Source organism: Phytohabitans aurantiacus (assembly GCF_027923225.1).
Classification (GTDB): domain Bacteria; phylum Actinomycetota; class Actinomycetes; order Mycobacteriales; family Micromonosporaceae; genus Phytohabitans; species Phytohabitans aurantiacus.
On the sequence record NZ_BSDI01000102.1, the window covers coordinates 1 to 13,864 of the forward strand.

At 66.1% G+C, this 13,864-nt stretch carries 15 protein-coding genes, 1 tRNA gene and 2 pseudogenes; 9 read left to right on the forward strand and 9 right to left on the reverse strand.

Annotated features, from left to right (window positions below; all coding sequences use genetic code 11):
* The 4 genes and pseudogenes from QMG73_RS46270 to QMG73_RS45220 form a co-directional block, all read left to right on the forward strand.
* Positions 1 to 100 (forward strand): annotated as a pseudogene (locus QMG73_RS46270) (integrase); the annotation flags it as partial.
* Positions 101 to 159: 59 nt separating this feature from the next.
* Positions 160 to 417 (forward strand): hypothetical protein, encoded by a 258-nt coding sequence (locus QMG73_RS45210; protein ID WP_281906225.1) that lies wholly within the window; start codon positions 160 to 162, stop codon positions 415 to 417.
* Positions 418 to 997: 580 nt separating this feature from the next.
* Positions 998 to 1,695, forward strand: a pseudogene (locus QMG73_RS45215) (site-specific integrase); the annotation flags it as partial.
* Positions 1,696 to 1,779: 84 nt separating this feature from the next.
* Positions 1,780 to 2,121, forward strand: a complete 342-nt coding sequence (locus QMG73_RS45220) for a hypothetical protein (protein ID WP_281906226.1) — start codon at positions 1,780 to 1,782, stop codon at positions 2,119 to 2,121.
* Positions 2,122 to 2,268: 147 nt separating this feature from the next.
* Here the strand turns inward: QMG73_RS45220 and QMG73_RS45225 are convergent, their stop codons facing one another.
* The gene (locus tag QMG73_RS45225; RefSeq protein WP_281906228.1) at positions 2,269 to 2,436 is read right to left on the reverse strand and encodes a hypothetical protein; all 168 of its coding nucleotides are present in this window, start codon (positions 2,434 to 2,436) and stop codon (positions 2,269 to 2,271) included.
* A 367-nt stretch (positions 2,437 to 2,803) separates the two neighbouring features.
* Between QMG73_RS45225 and QMG73_RS45230 the strand changes: the two genes are divergently transcribed.
* Complete coding sequence (locus tag QMG73_RS45230; protein ID WP_281906230.1) at positions 2,804 to 3,568, forward strand: helix-turn-helix domain-containing protein; 765 nt, start codon at positions 2,804 to 2,806, stop codon at positions 3,566 to 3,568.
* 57 nt (positions 3,569 to 3,625) lie between these two features.
* On the opposite strand, the gene QMG73_RS45235 is transcribed toward QMG73_RS45230, so the two are convergent.
* Positions 3,626 to 3,916 carry a hypothetical protein gene (locus QMG73_RS45235; protein WP_281906231.1) on the reverse strand — a complete coding sequence of 97 codons (291 nt, stop codon included), beginning with the start codon at positions 3,914 to 3,916 and terminating at the stop codon, positions 3,626 to 3,628.
* 799 nt (positions 3,917 to 4,715) lie between these two features.
* Positions 4,716 to 4,883, reverse strand: a complete 168-nt coding sequence (locus QMG73_RS45240) for a hypothetical protein (RefSeq protein WP_281906233.1) — start codon at positions 4,881 to 4,883, stop codon at positions 4,716 to 4,718.
* 194 nt (positions 4,884 to 5,077) lie between these two features.
* Here QMG73_RS45240 and QMG73_RS45245 point away from each other — a divergent pair, with 194 nt between their 5' ends.
* Together QMG73_RS45245 and QMG73_RS45250 are read left to right on the forward strand one after the other, a co-directional pair.
* Positions 5,078 to 5,566: a hypothetical protein gene (locus QMG73_RS45245; RefSeq protein ID WP_281906234.1), complete on the forward strand. Its 489-nt coding sequence runs from the start codon at positions 5,078 to 5,080 to the stop codon at positions 5,564 to 5,566.
* Between the two features lie 92 nt (positions 5,567 to 5,658).
* Positions 5,659 to 6,345: a hypothetical protein gene (locus QMG73_RS45250; RefSeq protein ID WP_281906236.1), complete on the forward strand. Its 687-nt coding sequence runs from the start codon at positions 5,659 to 5,661 to the stop codon at positions 6,343 to 6,345.
* Positions 6,346 to 6,455: 110 nt separating this feature from the next.
* On the opposite strand, the gene QMG73_RS45255 is transcribed toward QMG73_RS45250, so the two are convergent.
* The 4 genes from QMG73_RS45255 to QMG73_RS45270 all read right to left on the reverse strand — a co-directional run bounded on the left by QMG73_RS45255 (position 6,456) and on the right by QMG73_RS45270 (position 8,745).
* Positions 6,456 to 6,875, reverse strand: coding sequence for a hypothetical protein (locus QMG73_RS45255; protein ID WP_281906238.1), 420 nt, complete (start codon positions 6,873 to 6,875; stop codon positions 6,456 to 6,458).
* 22 nt (positions 6,876 to 6,897) lie between these two features.
* Entirely contained in the window at positions 6,898 to 7,230 is a 333-nt protein-coding gene (locus QMG73_RS45260; protein WP_281906240.1) for a hypothetical protein, read from the reverse strand.
* A gap of 734 nt (positions 7,231 to 7,964) precedes the next feature.
* Positions 7,965 to 8,041, reverse strand: a tRNA-Ala gene (locus QMG73_RS45265).
* A gap of 53 nt (positions 8,042 to 8,094) precedes the next feature.
* Positions 8,095 to 8,745, reverse strand: coding sequence for a hypothetical protein (locus QMG73_RS45270; RefSeq protein WP_281906242.1), 651 nt, complete (start codon positions 8,743 to 8,745; stop codon positions 8,095 to 8,097).
* Positions 8,746 to 8,845: 100 nt separating this feature from the next.
* Between QMG73_RS45270 and QMG73_RS45275 the strand changes: the two genes are divergently transcribed.
* The gene (locus QMG73_RS45275; protein ID WP_281906243.1) at positions 8,846 to 9,364 is read left to right on the forward strand and encodes a hypothetical protein; all 519 of its coding nucleotides are present in this window, start codon (positions 8,846 to 8,848) and stop codon (positions 9,362 to 9,364) included.
* A gap of 399 nt (positions 9,365 to 9,763) precedes the next feature.
* Here the strand turns inward: QMG73_RS45275 and QMG73_RS45280 are convergent, their stop codons facing one another.
* Positions 9,764 to 10,030, reverse strand: coding sequence for a hypothetical protein (locus QMG73_RS45280; protein ID WP_281906244.1), 267 nt, complete (start codon positions 10,028 to 10,030; stop codon positions 9,764 to 9,766).
* Between the two features lie 249 nt (positions 10,031 to 10,279).
* On the opposite strand from QMG73_RS45280, the gene QMG73_RS45285 reads away from it, so the two are divergent.
* Complete coding sequence (locus tag QMG73_RS45285) at positions 10,280 to 11,626, forward strand: AlbA family DNA-binding domain-containing protein (RefSeq protein ID WP_281906246.1); 1,347 nt, start codon at positions 10,280 to 10,282, stop codon at positions 11,624 to 11,626.
* A gap of 347 nt (positions 11,627 to 11,973) precedes the next feature.
* On the opposite strand, the gene QMG73_RS45290 is transcribed toward QMG73_RS45285, so the two are convergent.
* Positions 11,974 to 13,125 carry a hypothetical protein gene (locus tag QMG73_RS45290; protein WP_281906248.1) on the reverse strand — a complete coding sequence of 384 codons (1,152 nt, stop codon included), beginning with the start codon at positions 13,123 to 13,125 and terminating at the stop codon, positions 11,974 to 11,976.
* Positions 13,126 to 13,864: the final 739 nt, after the last annotated feature.

Here is a 13,864-nt window from a genome sequence, read left to right on the forward strand (position 1 = left end):
CCGCCACCCCGACGTGCTGGCCGCACAACGCCGCGAACGCGCCCGCATCCGCAGCGAACGCCAACAACGCTGGGGCCGACCCCGCACCAAGGCGGCCTGACGACCAGACCCGGTGAACGTTCATGGTCACCGCACTAGCCGCAAGGCGCCGACACCGGCATGACACCGGCGCAACGCAGCCGCCGCGCCCGGATCGCAGCACACGCCTCGTGGGCCAAGACCGTCGACCGCACCGCGCGCACCGCCGCCGGAACCAAAGCATTCTGCGACCGATTCGAGCGCCAGGTCGACCCGGACGGCCTGCTGCCCGCCGACGTCCGCGAACGGATGGCCCGGCACGCCCGGACCGCGTACATGCTCCAGCTAGCCGAGCGATCAGCGAAAGCGCGCCGTGCTCGAAGGCGGCAGCCGCGGTAGGTGGTGCGCGATGCGCCCGTCTTCGGCCTGGCGCGCGGCGACTGTACCCGCTGCGATCGCGGCGGCCCGGGCGGCCGTATACCGCGTTCACAGGTGCCGCTGTCGCCGCGGCAGCCGGTTACCTGCTGTCACCCTGCGTGAGAAAGGCATGGCCAGAGCTCTGGCACGGGCTGCGGCGGTTCGCCGCCCACCGAAGCAGCGACAGCAGGGCGGCTGCGCTCCATAAGTTGATGCTGGAGGACGATCTGACGGCCCTGTAGGACTCCAGGTCCACCTGGTGTTTTGAACCGGGTTACCGGTCAGATGCCCGCTGGCCCGTTCCTATTGTGCGAGGTCGCGACAGGCGGAATCCCAGCGACTCGGTTTCGGCCTGGATGCCCGTCGATGTCGTTGCTTCGCAACACGTTGCGGAGGTCGTGGACGAGAACCGGTTTGCGAGCTTGAAACGCTGCATGGCGGACTCGCTAACGGACCGATCACCGACCTCTGGGTGATTTCGGGGTGACGGTCGGTTGTGACGGGTGGTAAGAGCCCTTTCTGATAACTGGTTAGCTGGCTCCTAGCCGGGCTGGGCGATGATAAACGGTGGACGGCCACCGGGCAGATCCCCTCGCCGGTGATGGTGTGGACGCCCATGCAGACCGGGGCGTTCCTCGACCACGCCGCTGCCGCCGACGACGACCGGTATGCCCTCTACCACCTCGTGGCCTACCGCGGCCTGCGCCGAGGCGAAGCCTGCGGTCTACATTGGACCGACGTCGACCTCGACAGCGCGCAGCTGACCGTCCGGTGGCAGCTCGCGCAACTCGGCTGGGCCACCAGCCTCAAAGCCCCGGAGACCGACAGCAGCGAAGACGTCGTCGCCCTCGACGCCGAAACCGTGGCCGCGCTGCGAGCGCATCGTAGGCGCCAGCGCAAGCAGCGCCTCGCCGCCGGCCCAGCGTGGGTCGACAGCGGACTGGTGTTCACCACACCCACCGGTCAGGCCGTACACCCAGCCGAGGTCACTGACCACTTCCAACACCTCGCCCGGCAAGCAGGGCTACCGCCCATCCGCCTACACAACCTTCGGCACGGCGCCGCCACCCTCGCCCTCGCCGCCGGAGTGGACATGAAACCGTCCAGGCGATACTGCGGCACTCCTCCATCACCATCACCGCCGACACCTACACCAGCGTCCTACCCGAATTCGCCCCCGGAGCAGCCGAGAAGACCGCCGCGATCGTCCCCCGACGGGTACGGCCGGTCACGGATGGAAAACAGGCCAAGGCCGGATAGCGGCCCCGGCCGCGTCGGGCGGGGGCGTCGCTGCGACGCTCCCGCCCGACGAGTGCCTTGTCGTCCGCACTGTAGACCTTGACGATGAAGCCCGTCATCGCGGCGGCGCAGACGGGCGCGGACTCGGCCGCTGCGGTGCGCCCCTTTGCCTACGGCGAGATCGTCGACAAGGCGGGGCAACGCATTGTCTCCAGGCTCGCAGGCCGCCCTGTTCTTGTGGAGCTGTGCAGCGGCATTACGGATGGAGACCTCTGGACCACGATCAACGCTGCCGAGCAGGTCGACCTGCCAGGTGCGCCGGACGGGATGTTATCGCTCAAGATCACAGCCGACGTGGAGAAATTGAAGTTCGTGTCGGCCGTCGCTCTCCACATGACGATGTTGGGCTGGCAACTCTACGACAAGCGGTCCCGTGCGCCGTACTGAACGCCATCACGTGCCCAACTGCCGAACACCTGCGCCTACTCGACCAACACGCCCGCTCGGCCAGGAAGCCGGACGCGATGTGACACCCCCAATACGCCCGAGACCCAGAGGAGGGGCGGCCCTCCGAGCCTCGGGCGTATCCAGCCGTCAGCGGATGTGGTCCAAGATCATCTCGATCCAGTGAACAGCCTGGGCAATCGAGGCGGATGCGACCGCAACCTTCCCCACGATGTCGATCGTCATCGAGAGCCTGTGACGGCGCGCTCGCTCGACGTTCGGCGACGGTGGCCGCTGCTCACCGCGCAGCTCTAACATAGATTTGTCCTTTCTGGGTCTATCGCACGGCACGGACTGGGCGTCTGGGTGGGCGGTCGCTCCAACAACCGCCCACCCTCTTGAATCCTTCGCTCGTTTGCCTAGGTGATCTCGGCATGCACGGAGGACCTTTACCTATATATTCGCGCGCAAATAATCCCAGGTCAAAGCTCATATGGCTACCCTCGTGGCGGGGTATTATCCCTGCCGTAGCGGATGAAGACCGAGATGGCACCGTAGAGACATCGAGCCTGGCACGGTGTAACGTTGAGCCAGTGCAGGGGAGTTATAAGGAAGGGACCCCGGGACCCCTATTACTCCTCGGACCCCAGTACTCCCGATTGCCCCGCTACGAAGGTAGGACGGTTTGGACTCGCCGACCTTGAAGCCGACGTTGGAGTCCAAGCGCCTGCTCGACCGCGCGATTGACAAGTCGAAGCGCTCGCAAGGCATCCAGCTACCGCCCGGCTTCGTCCGAGACGACGCCGACGGCGAGCCTCCGCTCGCAAAGATGGTGCGCGGTGGTAGGGGCGGGGAGGTGCGGCTCAAGTTGTATCTGACTATGACCCTTGTGGCGGTCCACAAGCCATACGACATCAAGTCGCTGCCCGGCCGCCCATGGGCGGAGATGCTGGGTCTCCCCGACCCGGCGCGTAATGGTGCTCGCCGCATCGGAGACGCTCTGGATTGGCTGGAGAAGGCTGATCTCGTCAAGATCAAACGGCATCCGGGGCTGCCGCCGACAGTCGCCCTGCGTCACCCGGACGGAACCGGCACTAGGTATAGCTGGCGTGGCGGACGGTACATCGGCCTCCCTCTCGGATTCTGGAGGAACCGGTGGATCTACCGCCTCTCCAGCACCGGCGTGGCCCTCCTCTTGGTGCTACGCGAAATGTGCGGCGGAAGATCAGAATCGAGCCCGCCCTGGTTAACCGGCGACCAACGGAAGCGCTATGGCTTGTCCGATGACACCTGGACCAGGGCGACGCAGGAGCTGGTGAAGCATGGCCTTCTGACCGTGGGTCGAACGCCGCAGGGCGGGGACTTCGACTACCGCCGCATGCGCAACACCTACTGGCTGCACATCGACAGGCTGACTGAACCGATGTCCGAAGACGCCGAGGTGGTATAGCCGTCACGCCAGAACGGCTCCCCGAGTACAACGATCGTCCAGCGCTGGCCACCGCGGTTAGATAATGCCGCGCGGTTGCCCGAGGAGTTCTCCAGCCCGGATGAGCACGAGCACGTACAAATGCCGCCCCTCATCATCGAGCGCGGCCTCAACCTCCTGATGGCAGCGCAGCTGCACCGATCGGAGTACCAGCGCCTTGCCGGCCGCGTCGGCCAGGCCATTTGCCGTCAGTACCCGTTTAATCCGCTGGCGGGTGGGCTTGCCGACCGTGGAATTCTCCAGTACCAACTCCAGCGCCGCGTTGAGGTCGGCGATGTCCTCACTGCGCGGGATGGTGTAACGCGCCACCCTCGGTTCCTTCCCTGCTCGCTGCCGCAGGCGGATGATAGCCCGCAAAGGCGGGAGCCGGCCGCCTCGGCGATTGTGGCATCAACCGGGCCTGGTTGCTGCCCGTTGATTAGGGTTGCGTCGCCGTTACCGTCGCACGCAGTGCTGACACAAGATTCGCTTCACGCTGGACTCGGTGATCCCAGACCTTTGGGCCACGGCTTGGACGGTGGCACCGGCGTGGAACCACTCGATCATGGCGGGGGATGGCATCGGCCGGGAGCCGGTCCACCACCTTGCGCCGGGAAGGGTCAGGTGCCGGCGTAGCGGAGCGGCAGGCAGGCCAGGCGCGGCAGAGCGGTCGCCCACGGCGAGCCGTTCCAGCAGCTCAAGCCGGGCGTCCAGTCGTTGTGACCAGTGACTCCACCGCGTTGACAGTCTCTAGCATCGTCTCTCTCTTCCACCCTCCGAGCAGCGCTGGTTAGGGCAGAAGACGTCGATCCGAAGATCGACGCCCGTCGGACTGGGGGCCGGCGGGGAGGGAGTGGCTTGGCAACCCCAGTCACGTCTAGGTTCCCACGGCAGGGCAAGGGGAGCGCAGACATCACTCGGCCGGGAGGTGTTATCTCCGGCGTCGTCGAGGGAGACGAATGCACTCCCGACACCCGAATCAGGCTGGCGTCCCAAATGACGAGACATGGCTATTGTTCACCCTGAAGGAGCTGTATACCGGTGGTTAGGCGCCGGGATGAACCTCCCGACTTTCCCTTCAAAGGGGGAGTCTCGGGAGGTTTGTTGTATGGGTACGGAGTGGAGCGCCCTACTTGGCCACGTTGGGCCAGTCGGCCTCGTCGTGGGTGTGGGTGCCGCCGCGACCTTGATCCTCCGGTGGCTCCTGATCGCCGTGGTTGTGCTGTGGTCGCTCCGCACGGACGAGAAGGGCCGGAAGCACGCGCTCGGGCTCCTCCACCTCCTCGGCGCCAAACACCGGATCGGTTTAGCCGGTCGCCCCGCCGCGCCTGAGGTAACGCAGGACGGAGGGGTCGGAGGGTGGGCCGATGCTCCTCCGTGAGACTGCGTGGTGGTAACTCTGGCGTCGTCGAGGCAGACAAACTGGAGGCGGTCGTACGCCGTTGATCACGCTGGGAGATCATTTGCTCGCGTGTTGTAGCCTGTCGATTCGTGCGGTTGCTAGTCGCCGAGCCAGAAACAGTGCAGCAATACACATTCTGGGAAAATGTGGCGGGAGTCTTGACACTCTCCGCTCTACTATGTCTTGGTCTGTTCTATTTGGTCGGATTCAAACTCAGGGCGAAGTGCCTGGTGATCGGCAAGACTACGAAGAAGCCGTGCCCGAGAGACGGGTCCGTCGTACTGGGGTGCCGGCAGGCTCACAAGTGGAAGAAGCCGGTGGCTTGGATACGGCACATGGGCGCGGCGCGATGGCTCGACCCGTGGCTCTACCGCCTGCATATCGTCCCGCCCTCCTTCGCCCCAATGCCGATGCCGACTGTTGAGGCTGTGGCTGCCGGAGCCGCTCCCTCGTCGCCGCTGGAGGTGCCGGGGTCGAGGATGACTATGGAGGCAAAGGTCGCCATATGGTCTCTGATCTTCGCGATCATTCAGACCTTCTTGGCCGCAATCTCGTTGGCCGTCGGGGGCGGTAGCTAAGGGCGTCGTCGAGGTAGACGGATTCACTCCACGCGCTCGCGGGCGTTGTTACACGTCAACGGTAGAATCGAGAGTGCCGATGAGGAGGCACGATGCCCGATCCGCAGACCATTCGAGCGGAGCAGGAGCGCAGGCTCCGCTTCCTGTTTGCCCTGTACGACCGCGAGCAGGCCGGCGAGGAGTTTTCGCGGGCCGACCAGGTGGCGAAGAACATCGGGATGGACCCGGGCACCTGGTATCCCATCGGCCGGATCACCCAGGCGCTCGCGGCCGACTACCTGATTACCGGTAGCGAGGCCGGCGCCGAGCTGAACGGCCTTTATTTCGTGCGGCTGACAGGCGACGGCCGGCGACTCGTGGAGTCAAAGCTCGCGGGCCATGAGCCACCGGGCGGCTCGCCGGCCAGCATCGGCGACATCACGATCAGCGGCTCGGGCAACCAGACCGTCTTCAATATCCAACAGAACTCGCCCGGGGCGACTCAGGACGCGACGCAGTACGGCGAGATCACCGCGTTCGACAAGCGCCGGATTCTGGAGTGGGTCGCCGACGTCGAGCAGCGGGCGCCCAGCCACGGACTCAGCCCGGACGACCTCGCAGACGTCCTACAGGAGGTCGCCGAGCTGCGCGCGGAAGTCGAGAAAGCTGAGCCGGACGTGAGTAGGTTGCGGCGGCTCGGCCGGAGCGCGCTCCGCATCCTGGGAGCCGGCGCCGGGAGTCTGGCCTCCAACGGTCTCGTTTTGGCTGGGCAGGAGGTCTTCAGCCAGCTCGGTACGTGATCCCGTGGGGTACGGCGGGCGCACCCTGTGGAGTAGTGGCCGCTTCGTCGAGTAGACCAATGCACACCTAGACAGCCAGAAGCCCCCGCACGCGACGGGGGCTTCTGCGTTCAGGCGGCGAGTAGGTGCTCTTCGGCTTCGATCTCGCGGAGGCGTTGTGCCTCGGGGTCGCCGAAGACGCCAATCTCGAAGCGGGTCTTCGCAGGAATAGTTCGCTTGCGGGGCTCGCGATGGACGTACACGCGGACGCCTGCCATGCGGAGCAGGTCGCCGCGCCCGGCGGGGTCGTTCTCCCAAACGGTGCGGTAGGTCTCGCCGGTCGGCTCGTCGACCCACCGATCGGGGGTCTCAGGGAGCTTGCGCAGCGTGGCGAGATGCTCCTTGTGCTCACCCATCCGGGCGAGGATGGCGGCCTCGGACGCTCCCCCAGACGGCACCTTCTCAAGCCGCTCGACCAACCGACCGAGGGCGGCCTCGGTCTCCTGGATCTCCTCGGCGTGACTCTCGCCAGGGACGAAAACGCGCTGCATGATCTCGAAGTGGCCGACGTGTCTAAGGAACTCCTCGCCGACGAGCGCCTCCAGCCACAGGTCCGGCGTGCTCCCGTTGGCGCACCCGCCCCCCGATGGACTTCGACGAGCACCGGTAGTAGCTGTGCGTGCGGCCGGGGTAGACGTACATCGGGCGGGGCTCCGGGCAGACGTCGCAGAACGCGACCTGCCGAAGCATGGCGCGGTTCCGGCGGGGGCGTGGCTTGCGGTTCCTCGCGCGGTCGCCGATCTCGCGCTGAAGCTTCGCCCACTCGGCGGCCTTCAGGATCTCCGGTGTGCGGCGCACGCGTCGGCCCGCGTCGTCGACGATCGGCGAGCCGTCGTCGGTGACCATGTACCCCCTCAGCGTCTCGGAACGCAGGAGCTTCGAGAGGTTCCCTACACGCCAGTGGTAGCCCTTCGCTCCTCGCCTCGGCGGATGCGTTGCACATCCAGGGACGTGTAAACGCCTCTCGTGTTCAGGTCCGCCACGATCCCGTTGATTGACTCGCCGTCGATGACCCGTCGCGCTACCTCGCGGATGACCTCAGCGGGGGTGGGGGTCAACCTCAAGGACGTAGCCGGCGCCGCTCGGGTTAGGGGCCTGACGGTAGTCGTAGGGCACGTAGCCGCCCCGGTGCCGGCCAACGCTCGTCAGGTAGTTGTAGGAGCCCTCTGACCACGGGGTAAGGAGTGGTTCTGGACGATCGGCGGCAACATTGTCGAGACTGGCACCGACTCCTACCTCCTCGCAAACACACCCGCCAGAAACAAACCCACCCGGGCGGCGGCCTGACGATCACGGCCACATGCCGCACGTCCCGCCCGCCACCGGGCCCACCCGGCGGGGGGCGGGCCATGCAGCTAGCCGCCCAGTGCGTCAGGTCGTGCGGACATGCCACCGCTATTTGTAGCTGTACGGGCTCTGCCCCGGTCGTCTTCGGCGAGGCCGAGGCGCAGCGCCTTCGCGAAGTCGGCGTCGAAGGGGCGCTTCTCGCGCCTGAACGCAAAGGAAGCCCCCGTCGTGGAGAGGGCTTCCTGCTGTCCAAATGGGAAAAGCGGAGTCGCGACCTGCGCGTCCCCGCTTCCCAAGCTGGGCGGGACTCGAACCCGCAACCTTCCCTTTGCGAAAAGGGCGCTCTGATCCGTTGAGCTACCAGACGCCTGGGTTCCGCTAGGAACGGAAGCGATCCTACACCGAGGGTCGTCCGCTCCCTGCCTACGCTGCCTCGGGGAAGGCGTCGGCCGGAAACTTGCCGTCAACCAAGCAGACCGGCCCGTCGCTCATGTCACCGCCGATTGTGCCGTACAGCTTGCCTTCCGCGGCCGTCTTCCTCATCTGCGCGAGTTCATCCTCGCTCGGCTGCGGGAACGTGGCGGAAAACGGTGATACCGGCGCCTGGTGGGCGACGACGCAGCACGTTCCCGCGCCATGGGCGAGTGGGATGCGCCCCACATACGCCGTGCCCATCGCGTTCTTACCGGGCCACCCGGCCATGTTCGCCCCCGGACGCTCAATGAAGAGGCTGAACGTCGTCGGCTCGCTCTCGGGCCCCACGCGGAGCAGGCGGGCGCCGGACGGGGTCTCAAGATCGAGCATGGCCACGACGACCGGCTGAACGATGGCGAGGGCGCGCGTGTAGCCGGGGACGATCTCGTTCGGTCGCGGCCACCGATGCAGGTCTCGCTTCCGGGTCGCCCGGACGTACCACTGTCCCGATGCGTGGAGGCTGACGTGCGTGACACGGGGAAAGTTTTCGCGCTCGACGAACAGCTCAGGCTGGTTCGCTCCCGCGCGTACGCGCCACGTGTACGACCGCCTGCCGTCTACGAAGATCCCGAACCGGAGGTCCGGGCTATGCAGGCTCATGGCGCCTGATGCTAGGCCGGCGCGACCTGAACTGCCTCAAGGTTTCGGTCGGCTAGGCCGTTGTGTCCCATGTTGTCCAGGAGCGATACCCTCGATGATCGTGCAGGCCAACCGAAGCGCCGTCTGGACCGCGGTCCACATGGCGCACCGCCACAGGTCTCAGGCGGTCGTGATCCGCAACGCCGCCTTCCGGGAGCGCGCGGCGCTCGTCCTCCAGACGGTCGTCGACACGCGGCCCGACGTTGACCACCTCCGCTCCCTCGCCGAGGTCGTCGAAGAGATCAAGGCGCAGGAGCTGGAGCCCGCCGAGGCGGTCGCGGTGATCCGTGCGCGGACGGCGTTCGCTCGCCTCGCCGGCATCCTGCCCGAGACGAAGGCCGAGTTCTACGGCCTCCTTGAGGTGCTTATCGCGGCGCTGGCGCTGATCGTGGCGATCGTCGGGTCTCCGCGCCAAGACGAGCAGGCTCCGACGATCACCCCGGAGCAGGTCGAGGAGATCATTCAGCGCGTCGTGGAGAACGTCGAGGACGACGCGGAACCTGCGCCGCCGACCTCGTCCGGTACACCGACGCCGACCTCGACCGCGACGCCATCGGCAACGGGTGAGGGCCACTGCTGACGAGTTAGGGGCGCTGGTGCGCGGCCCTACTTGGAGTCGCGCTCATGAATGGCCCTAATGACCTGCGACCCCATCGCCGTTGACACCAACGACAGCGGCGGACGGTGGCCATGACCTATGCATATGTCACACCCGGCGCACGCAGCGCAAGCCACAGCGACCGCCGGTCATCACGCTAAGTAACCCTTGGCAGCGCCGACATCACCGCAAGATCGCGATTTTGGGAACTGTGAATCCCACGTCGATCCCACAATTGTCCACGGTAGACACGAGAGAGGTTCTGATCCGACGTGAACCGCCAGGTCAGAGCCTTGATCAAACGTGCGCCGCCAGGGTCCCGCAGAACAACCCGAACCGTCGCTGACCAGTCGATACGCGGTCAGCTTCAGATCGAGGAGGTCATCCCGCTGCGGTCTCGCTGACGCCGCGTCCGCGTCCGGCCTGCTCGGGCTGGCTGGTCGGGTACTGGGCGAAGTACTCCAGCGCCGCGCGGACCGCGGCCGCCTGCCTGCTCATCAGCTGCTCGGCGGCGTCGCCGTCCACCACCACAAACTCATACCGGACCGTCCAGCCCTCGGCCGCCGCCCGACTCCCAGCCGCCGCCACCGCGTCTGAGTCGGGCTGGGCACGGTGAATCAGCCCGGTGACGGCAACCTGCTCGGCCATGCCCCCAATGAAGCACACACCGGCGCACCAAACGACCGATCGGTGTGGAGTCCACCCATTTGAACGAACCAACCAGGGCAGAGGCACACCCTTCCCTCGCCCGCCCGCCGGAACGGCCTAGCGATCTTTGGTCGCTAGCGATCTTTGGTCGGTAGGATGTCGTGGGTATCGATCAAGTCCGCACACGAGTCAGTTGATCGACATCTATCTCGTTGCGATCTTGGTGTTCGGGGGACGAACATCTCGGCCATGCCAACGCTGCGTAGCCGCAGGCTCGAGAACCTCTTCGGCGGACCGATCGATCGCACGTTGACCTTCGAACAGGTCAAAGGGCTCATTCCCAACGCGGGTGAAGGCCCCGACCTTGACTTCAAGCGGGACACCTACGTGACGTCCGGCAATGGAGGCCATAAGGGCACAAAGGACCTCTGCGGAGACATCGGTGGCATGGCCAACGCCAGCGGCGGTGTGATCGTGCTCGGCATCGACGAGGACGACCAAGCTCGCGCGTCCGGATACAGCCCGGTAGACACCACGGACGAGGAGTGCCGGCGCCTGCGCCAAACCGTGTACGGAAACCTCTTTCCCATGCCCGCCTTCGACGTCGTGCCCGTCGAGGACCCGAAGAACCCAGGTATGGGATTCTTGGTCATCTGGGTCGCGCGCACAGCCGGAGCTCCGCACGCCTTCGCCCCTCAGGGAACAGGCCTGCACTACCCGCGCCGCATCGGCACCGAGAAGGACTGGCTCTCGGAGGCAGAAGTCGCGGAGGCGTACCGGGCGCGATTTGCCGGCCTCGCCGATCGACTTGCCCGGGTCACCGAAGTCGAGGGCGAGCTCCTGCCCCGCCTCGCCCCTAGCAAGATCTTTGTCCTCGTCACGCTCGTACCCGATCTGCCCGGTGCAATGACCATCGACACCGCCGCATTCGACACATTCCGGCGCGGCAACGCGAACCGTCAGTTCGGCGCGTTCGGCATCCCGATGGCCGGCTTCACGCATTCGACAGTGCGGCGTCGACGCCTCGTCGCGACCAGTTCGCAGACCTCCAACGAGGTCAGCACCGGCTCCGCCTGCGAGCTACACGAGGACGGCTGCGGTGTGTTCGCTACGACCATCGAGTCACCCATAGCGGACAACATTGAGCGACAAGAAGGGCTCGTGGACAACAACTGGCTGGTCCTGGGCATCGCCACGGCGCTACGGCGCCTCGGCCAGCACGCCCGCGACACCGCAGCGGCAGGCGGGTTGGCGAACATCCGGGCAACCATCTGGACCGGCGAGGACCGGCCGATAGCCCTGGTGTCCAACGTCGGATGGCGCAACGAGCAGGTTGGCCACGGACTCGTTCACGGCGCGACGTCGTCCGACACAGTCGCGGACCTCGACGACCTGGCCACCGACGGGCCAGGCGGGGTCGCAGCAACCTACCGGCTCGTCAACGGGCTCTTCCAGGAGTTCGGGAAGCCCGAGGCGACGCTCGTCAGCCGTGAAGGCGGAATCCGCATCCGGTACTGGCATTCGTCCGCACACGCAGACATCCGCAGGTGGGCGGAAGGCGCCGGGGTCGACATCCTCACCGACACTCTGAGCTGACCCGGTCTTGTCGGGCAATCGGGCCGGACCGTCGCTCTCGGCCCGACGCGCCGCCGCCCACCGGCGTGAGGGAGCCTCGAGCCAGCAATGCGCTGTCGGGCCGAGAACTCGGCCGGCTGCGTCACAAGGTGTGCGCCGAGGGAGATTCGCCGAGCGGGGCCGCCCGCGCCGCTGTGGCTGGCTGATCAGCCCAGGGCTACGTCCACAGCGGACCTCCAGCTCGGGTTCAGGGTGGTCAGGGCGGCGGTGAGCGCCTTGAAGAGGGACGTTGCTGCTGCAATCGCGCCGGCGACCTTCGCTAACGAGTAAGGCAGCGGGCCACGCACGGTGGCTCAACTCCTAACTAGCTATTCGTCACGGCCGAATCCCAATGCCTCGTCACGCAGACGCTCCAGGACTTCGACGTTGTGCAGCAGGACGCGGGGATCGTGCGTATGGGTCGCCTTCAGCCTCGACGCCCGGTCGAGCACCTCCTCGTCGGTCAGCTGGGTGAGCCACGCCGCGATCTGCTGGTCGCTCGGGGAGCCCGTCATCTGACCAATGAGGTCGACCAGGTCGCGCCGTGCTGATGCGGCGACGAGGCGCCGGTTGTGGCGATCTGCCGCCGACGTCGTCGAACCCGTTGACATAGCGCGGCGTTCGTCCTGGTGGCCTACGGCGATCTCGTAGCGCGTCGGAAGCCCTGGCTCCGGCGGCTCCGCGCCTGTGAGGAGGCGCGGCACTGCCTGAGTACGGACCCAATGTGAGATCTCGTCGAGCTCCTGCATCAGCACGGGCCACTGGTCCGTGCCCGGTCGATTGATCCCGATCGTCGGAAACAGCGTGACGGGGACTCTTGTGCCCCGCAGGGTTTCCGCGATGACGTCGCCGACGCGTAGCGGCTCCTCGGGCCGTGGAGGCAGGTCGCGAACCGAGCGAGGCACCTGGTCGTCCTGGTACATGGCAGCCAAGCGGACCGCCGTGATCGCGGGCGTCCGGTGCTTCGCGTGGTTCGTGTGGAGCACCAATCGAGCCAGCGGGTGCATCGGAGGGTTAATCTGCCGGTGGAAGGGCTGCAGGCGATCGATACGGCGCACGAGTTCGCTGCCATCTCGCAGTGACGGCGGACGGTCGCGGAGGTTCTTCCTCTTCCACTGCTCGAACTTCTCGTATGTGTCCGACGCCGGCATGTCGACGAGCCTGGCTGCCTTCTCATCGAGTGGTGCACCGTCCAAGAACTCAACCTCGGCGAAAAGCGCATGCTCGAGCGCGGCTCGCATTGCTACCAACGCGTCTGCCACGAGAAGCGGCACCTTGCGTGGGAACGGAGCTACACGCTCCACGACAGTGCGACTAAACGACCCGGCCGGAACCTCGCGCAAGCCGACTACGCCGTGGTCCTGCGTCTGGTAGGCGAAGAGCAGATCGCCAACCTGTCCAATCAGCTCGTCCGCGTGCGACAGCGTCGCGGCGATGCCAAGATGGCGCTCCGGGAGCCAATGGTGCGCCATATCCGTCACGCTGCGATCTTACGTCGCATCCACGTCGGGCATCCCTCGTGCAGCGCCCACCAGGGACCGCCGGGGCTGATCCGGTCGTCCGGTGATGGCGTTTGCGGCGTGCTATCTGATCGCTCCATCCCTGGCCCTCGCTCGGGTGCAGGTCGCTACCGAAGTGGACCGCTGCCTTGTCCTGATTCGCCGCCCCGTATGATGGAATGAGTGCGTGACGATCTTCTCCGTGACTACCCGGACGGATCGGTCTCCCGCAGCTCACGGAGAGAGCCAGTTCCGGTTCTTCGATCGCGTGTCTGGGTCGTATTGGGACCAGGTCCGTGACCTGATCGAAGACTGGTTCGCCCGGCTCTGCCCTGACGCCCAAGCCGACGTCCAAGGCCGCCTACGGTCCACGGACAATCGGCAGTCCAAAGGCGCGTTCTTTGAGCTGTACCTTCACGAGTGCCTACTTCGGATGGGCTACTCCGTAACCTGCCACCCGGAACTCGATGGGACGAGCAGACGGCCCGACTTCCTTGCTGAGAAGGACGGGCGGCGGATCTATGTCGAAGCTCGGTCGGCCTCACCCAGCAACGTCACAGTCGTCAAGTCAGCTCGTGTAAACGAGGAGCGTTATTCAGAACGTGGTTATCCCCAGGTTCGGTAGATCTCCAGTCCGGTGACGGTGCGTAGGACTTCGGGAAAGTCGGTGAGGCGTCCGCGCCAGCCGGTATCGAGGACCTTCCAGTTGACCAGGTGGGCG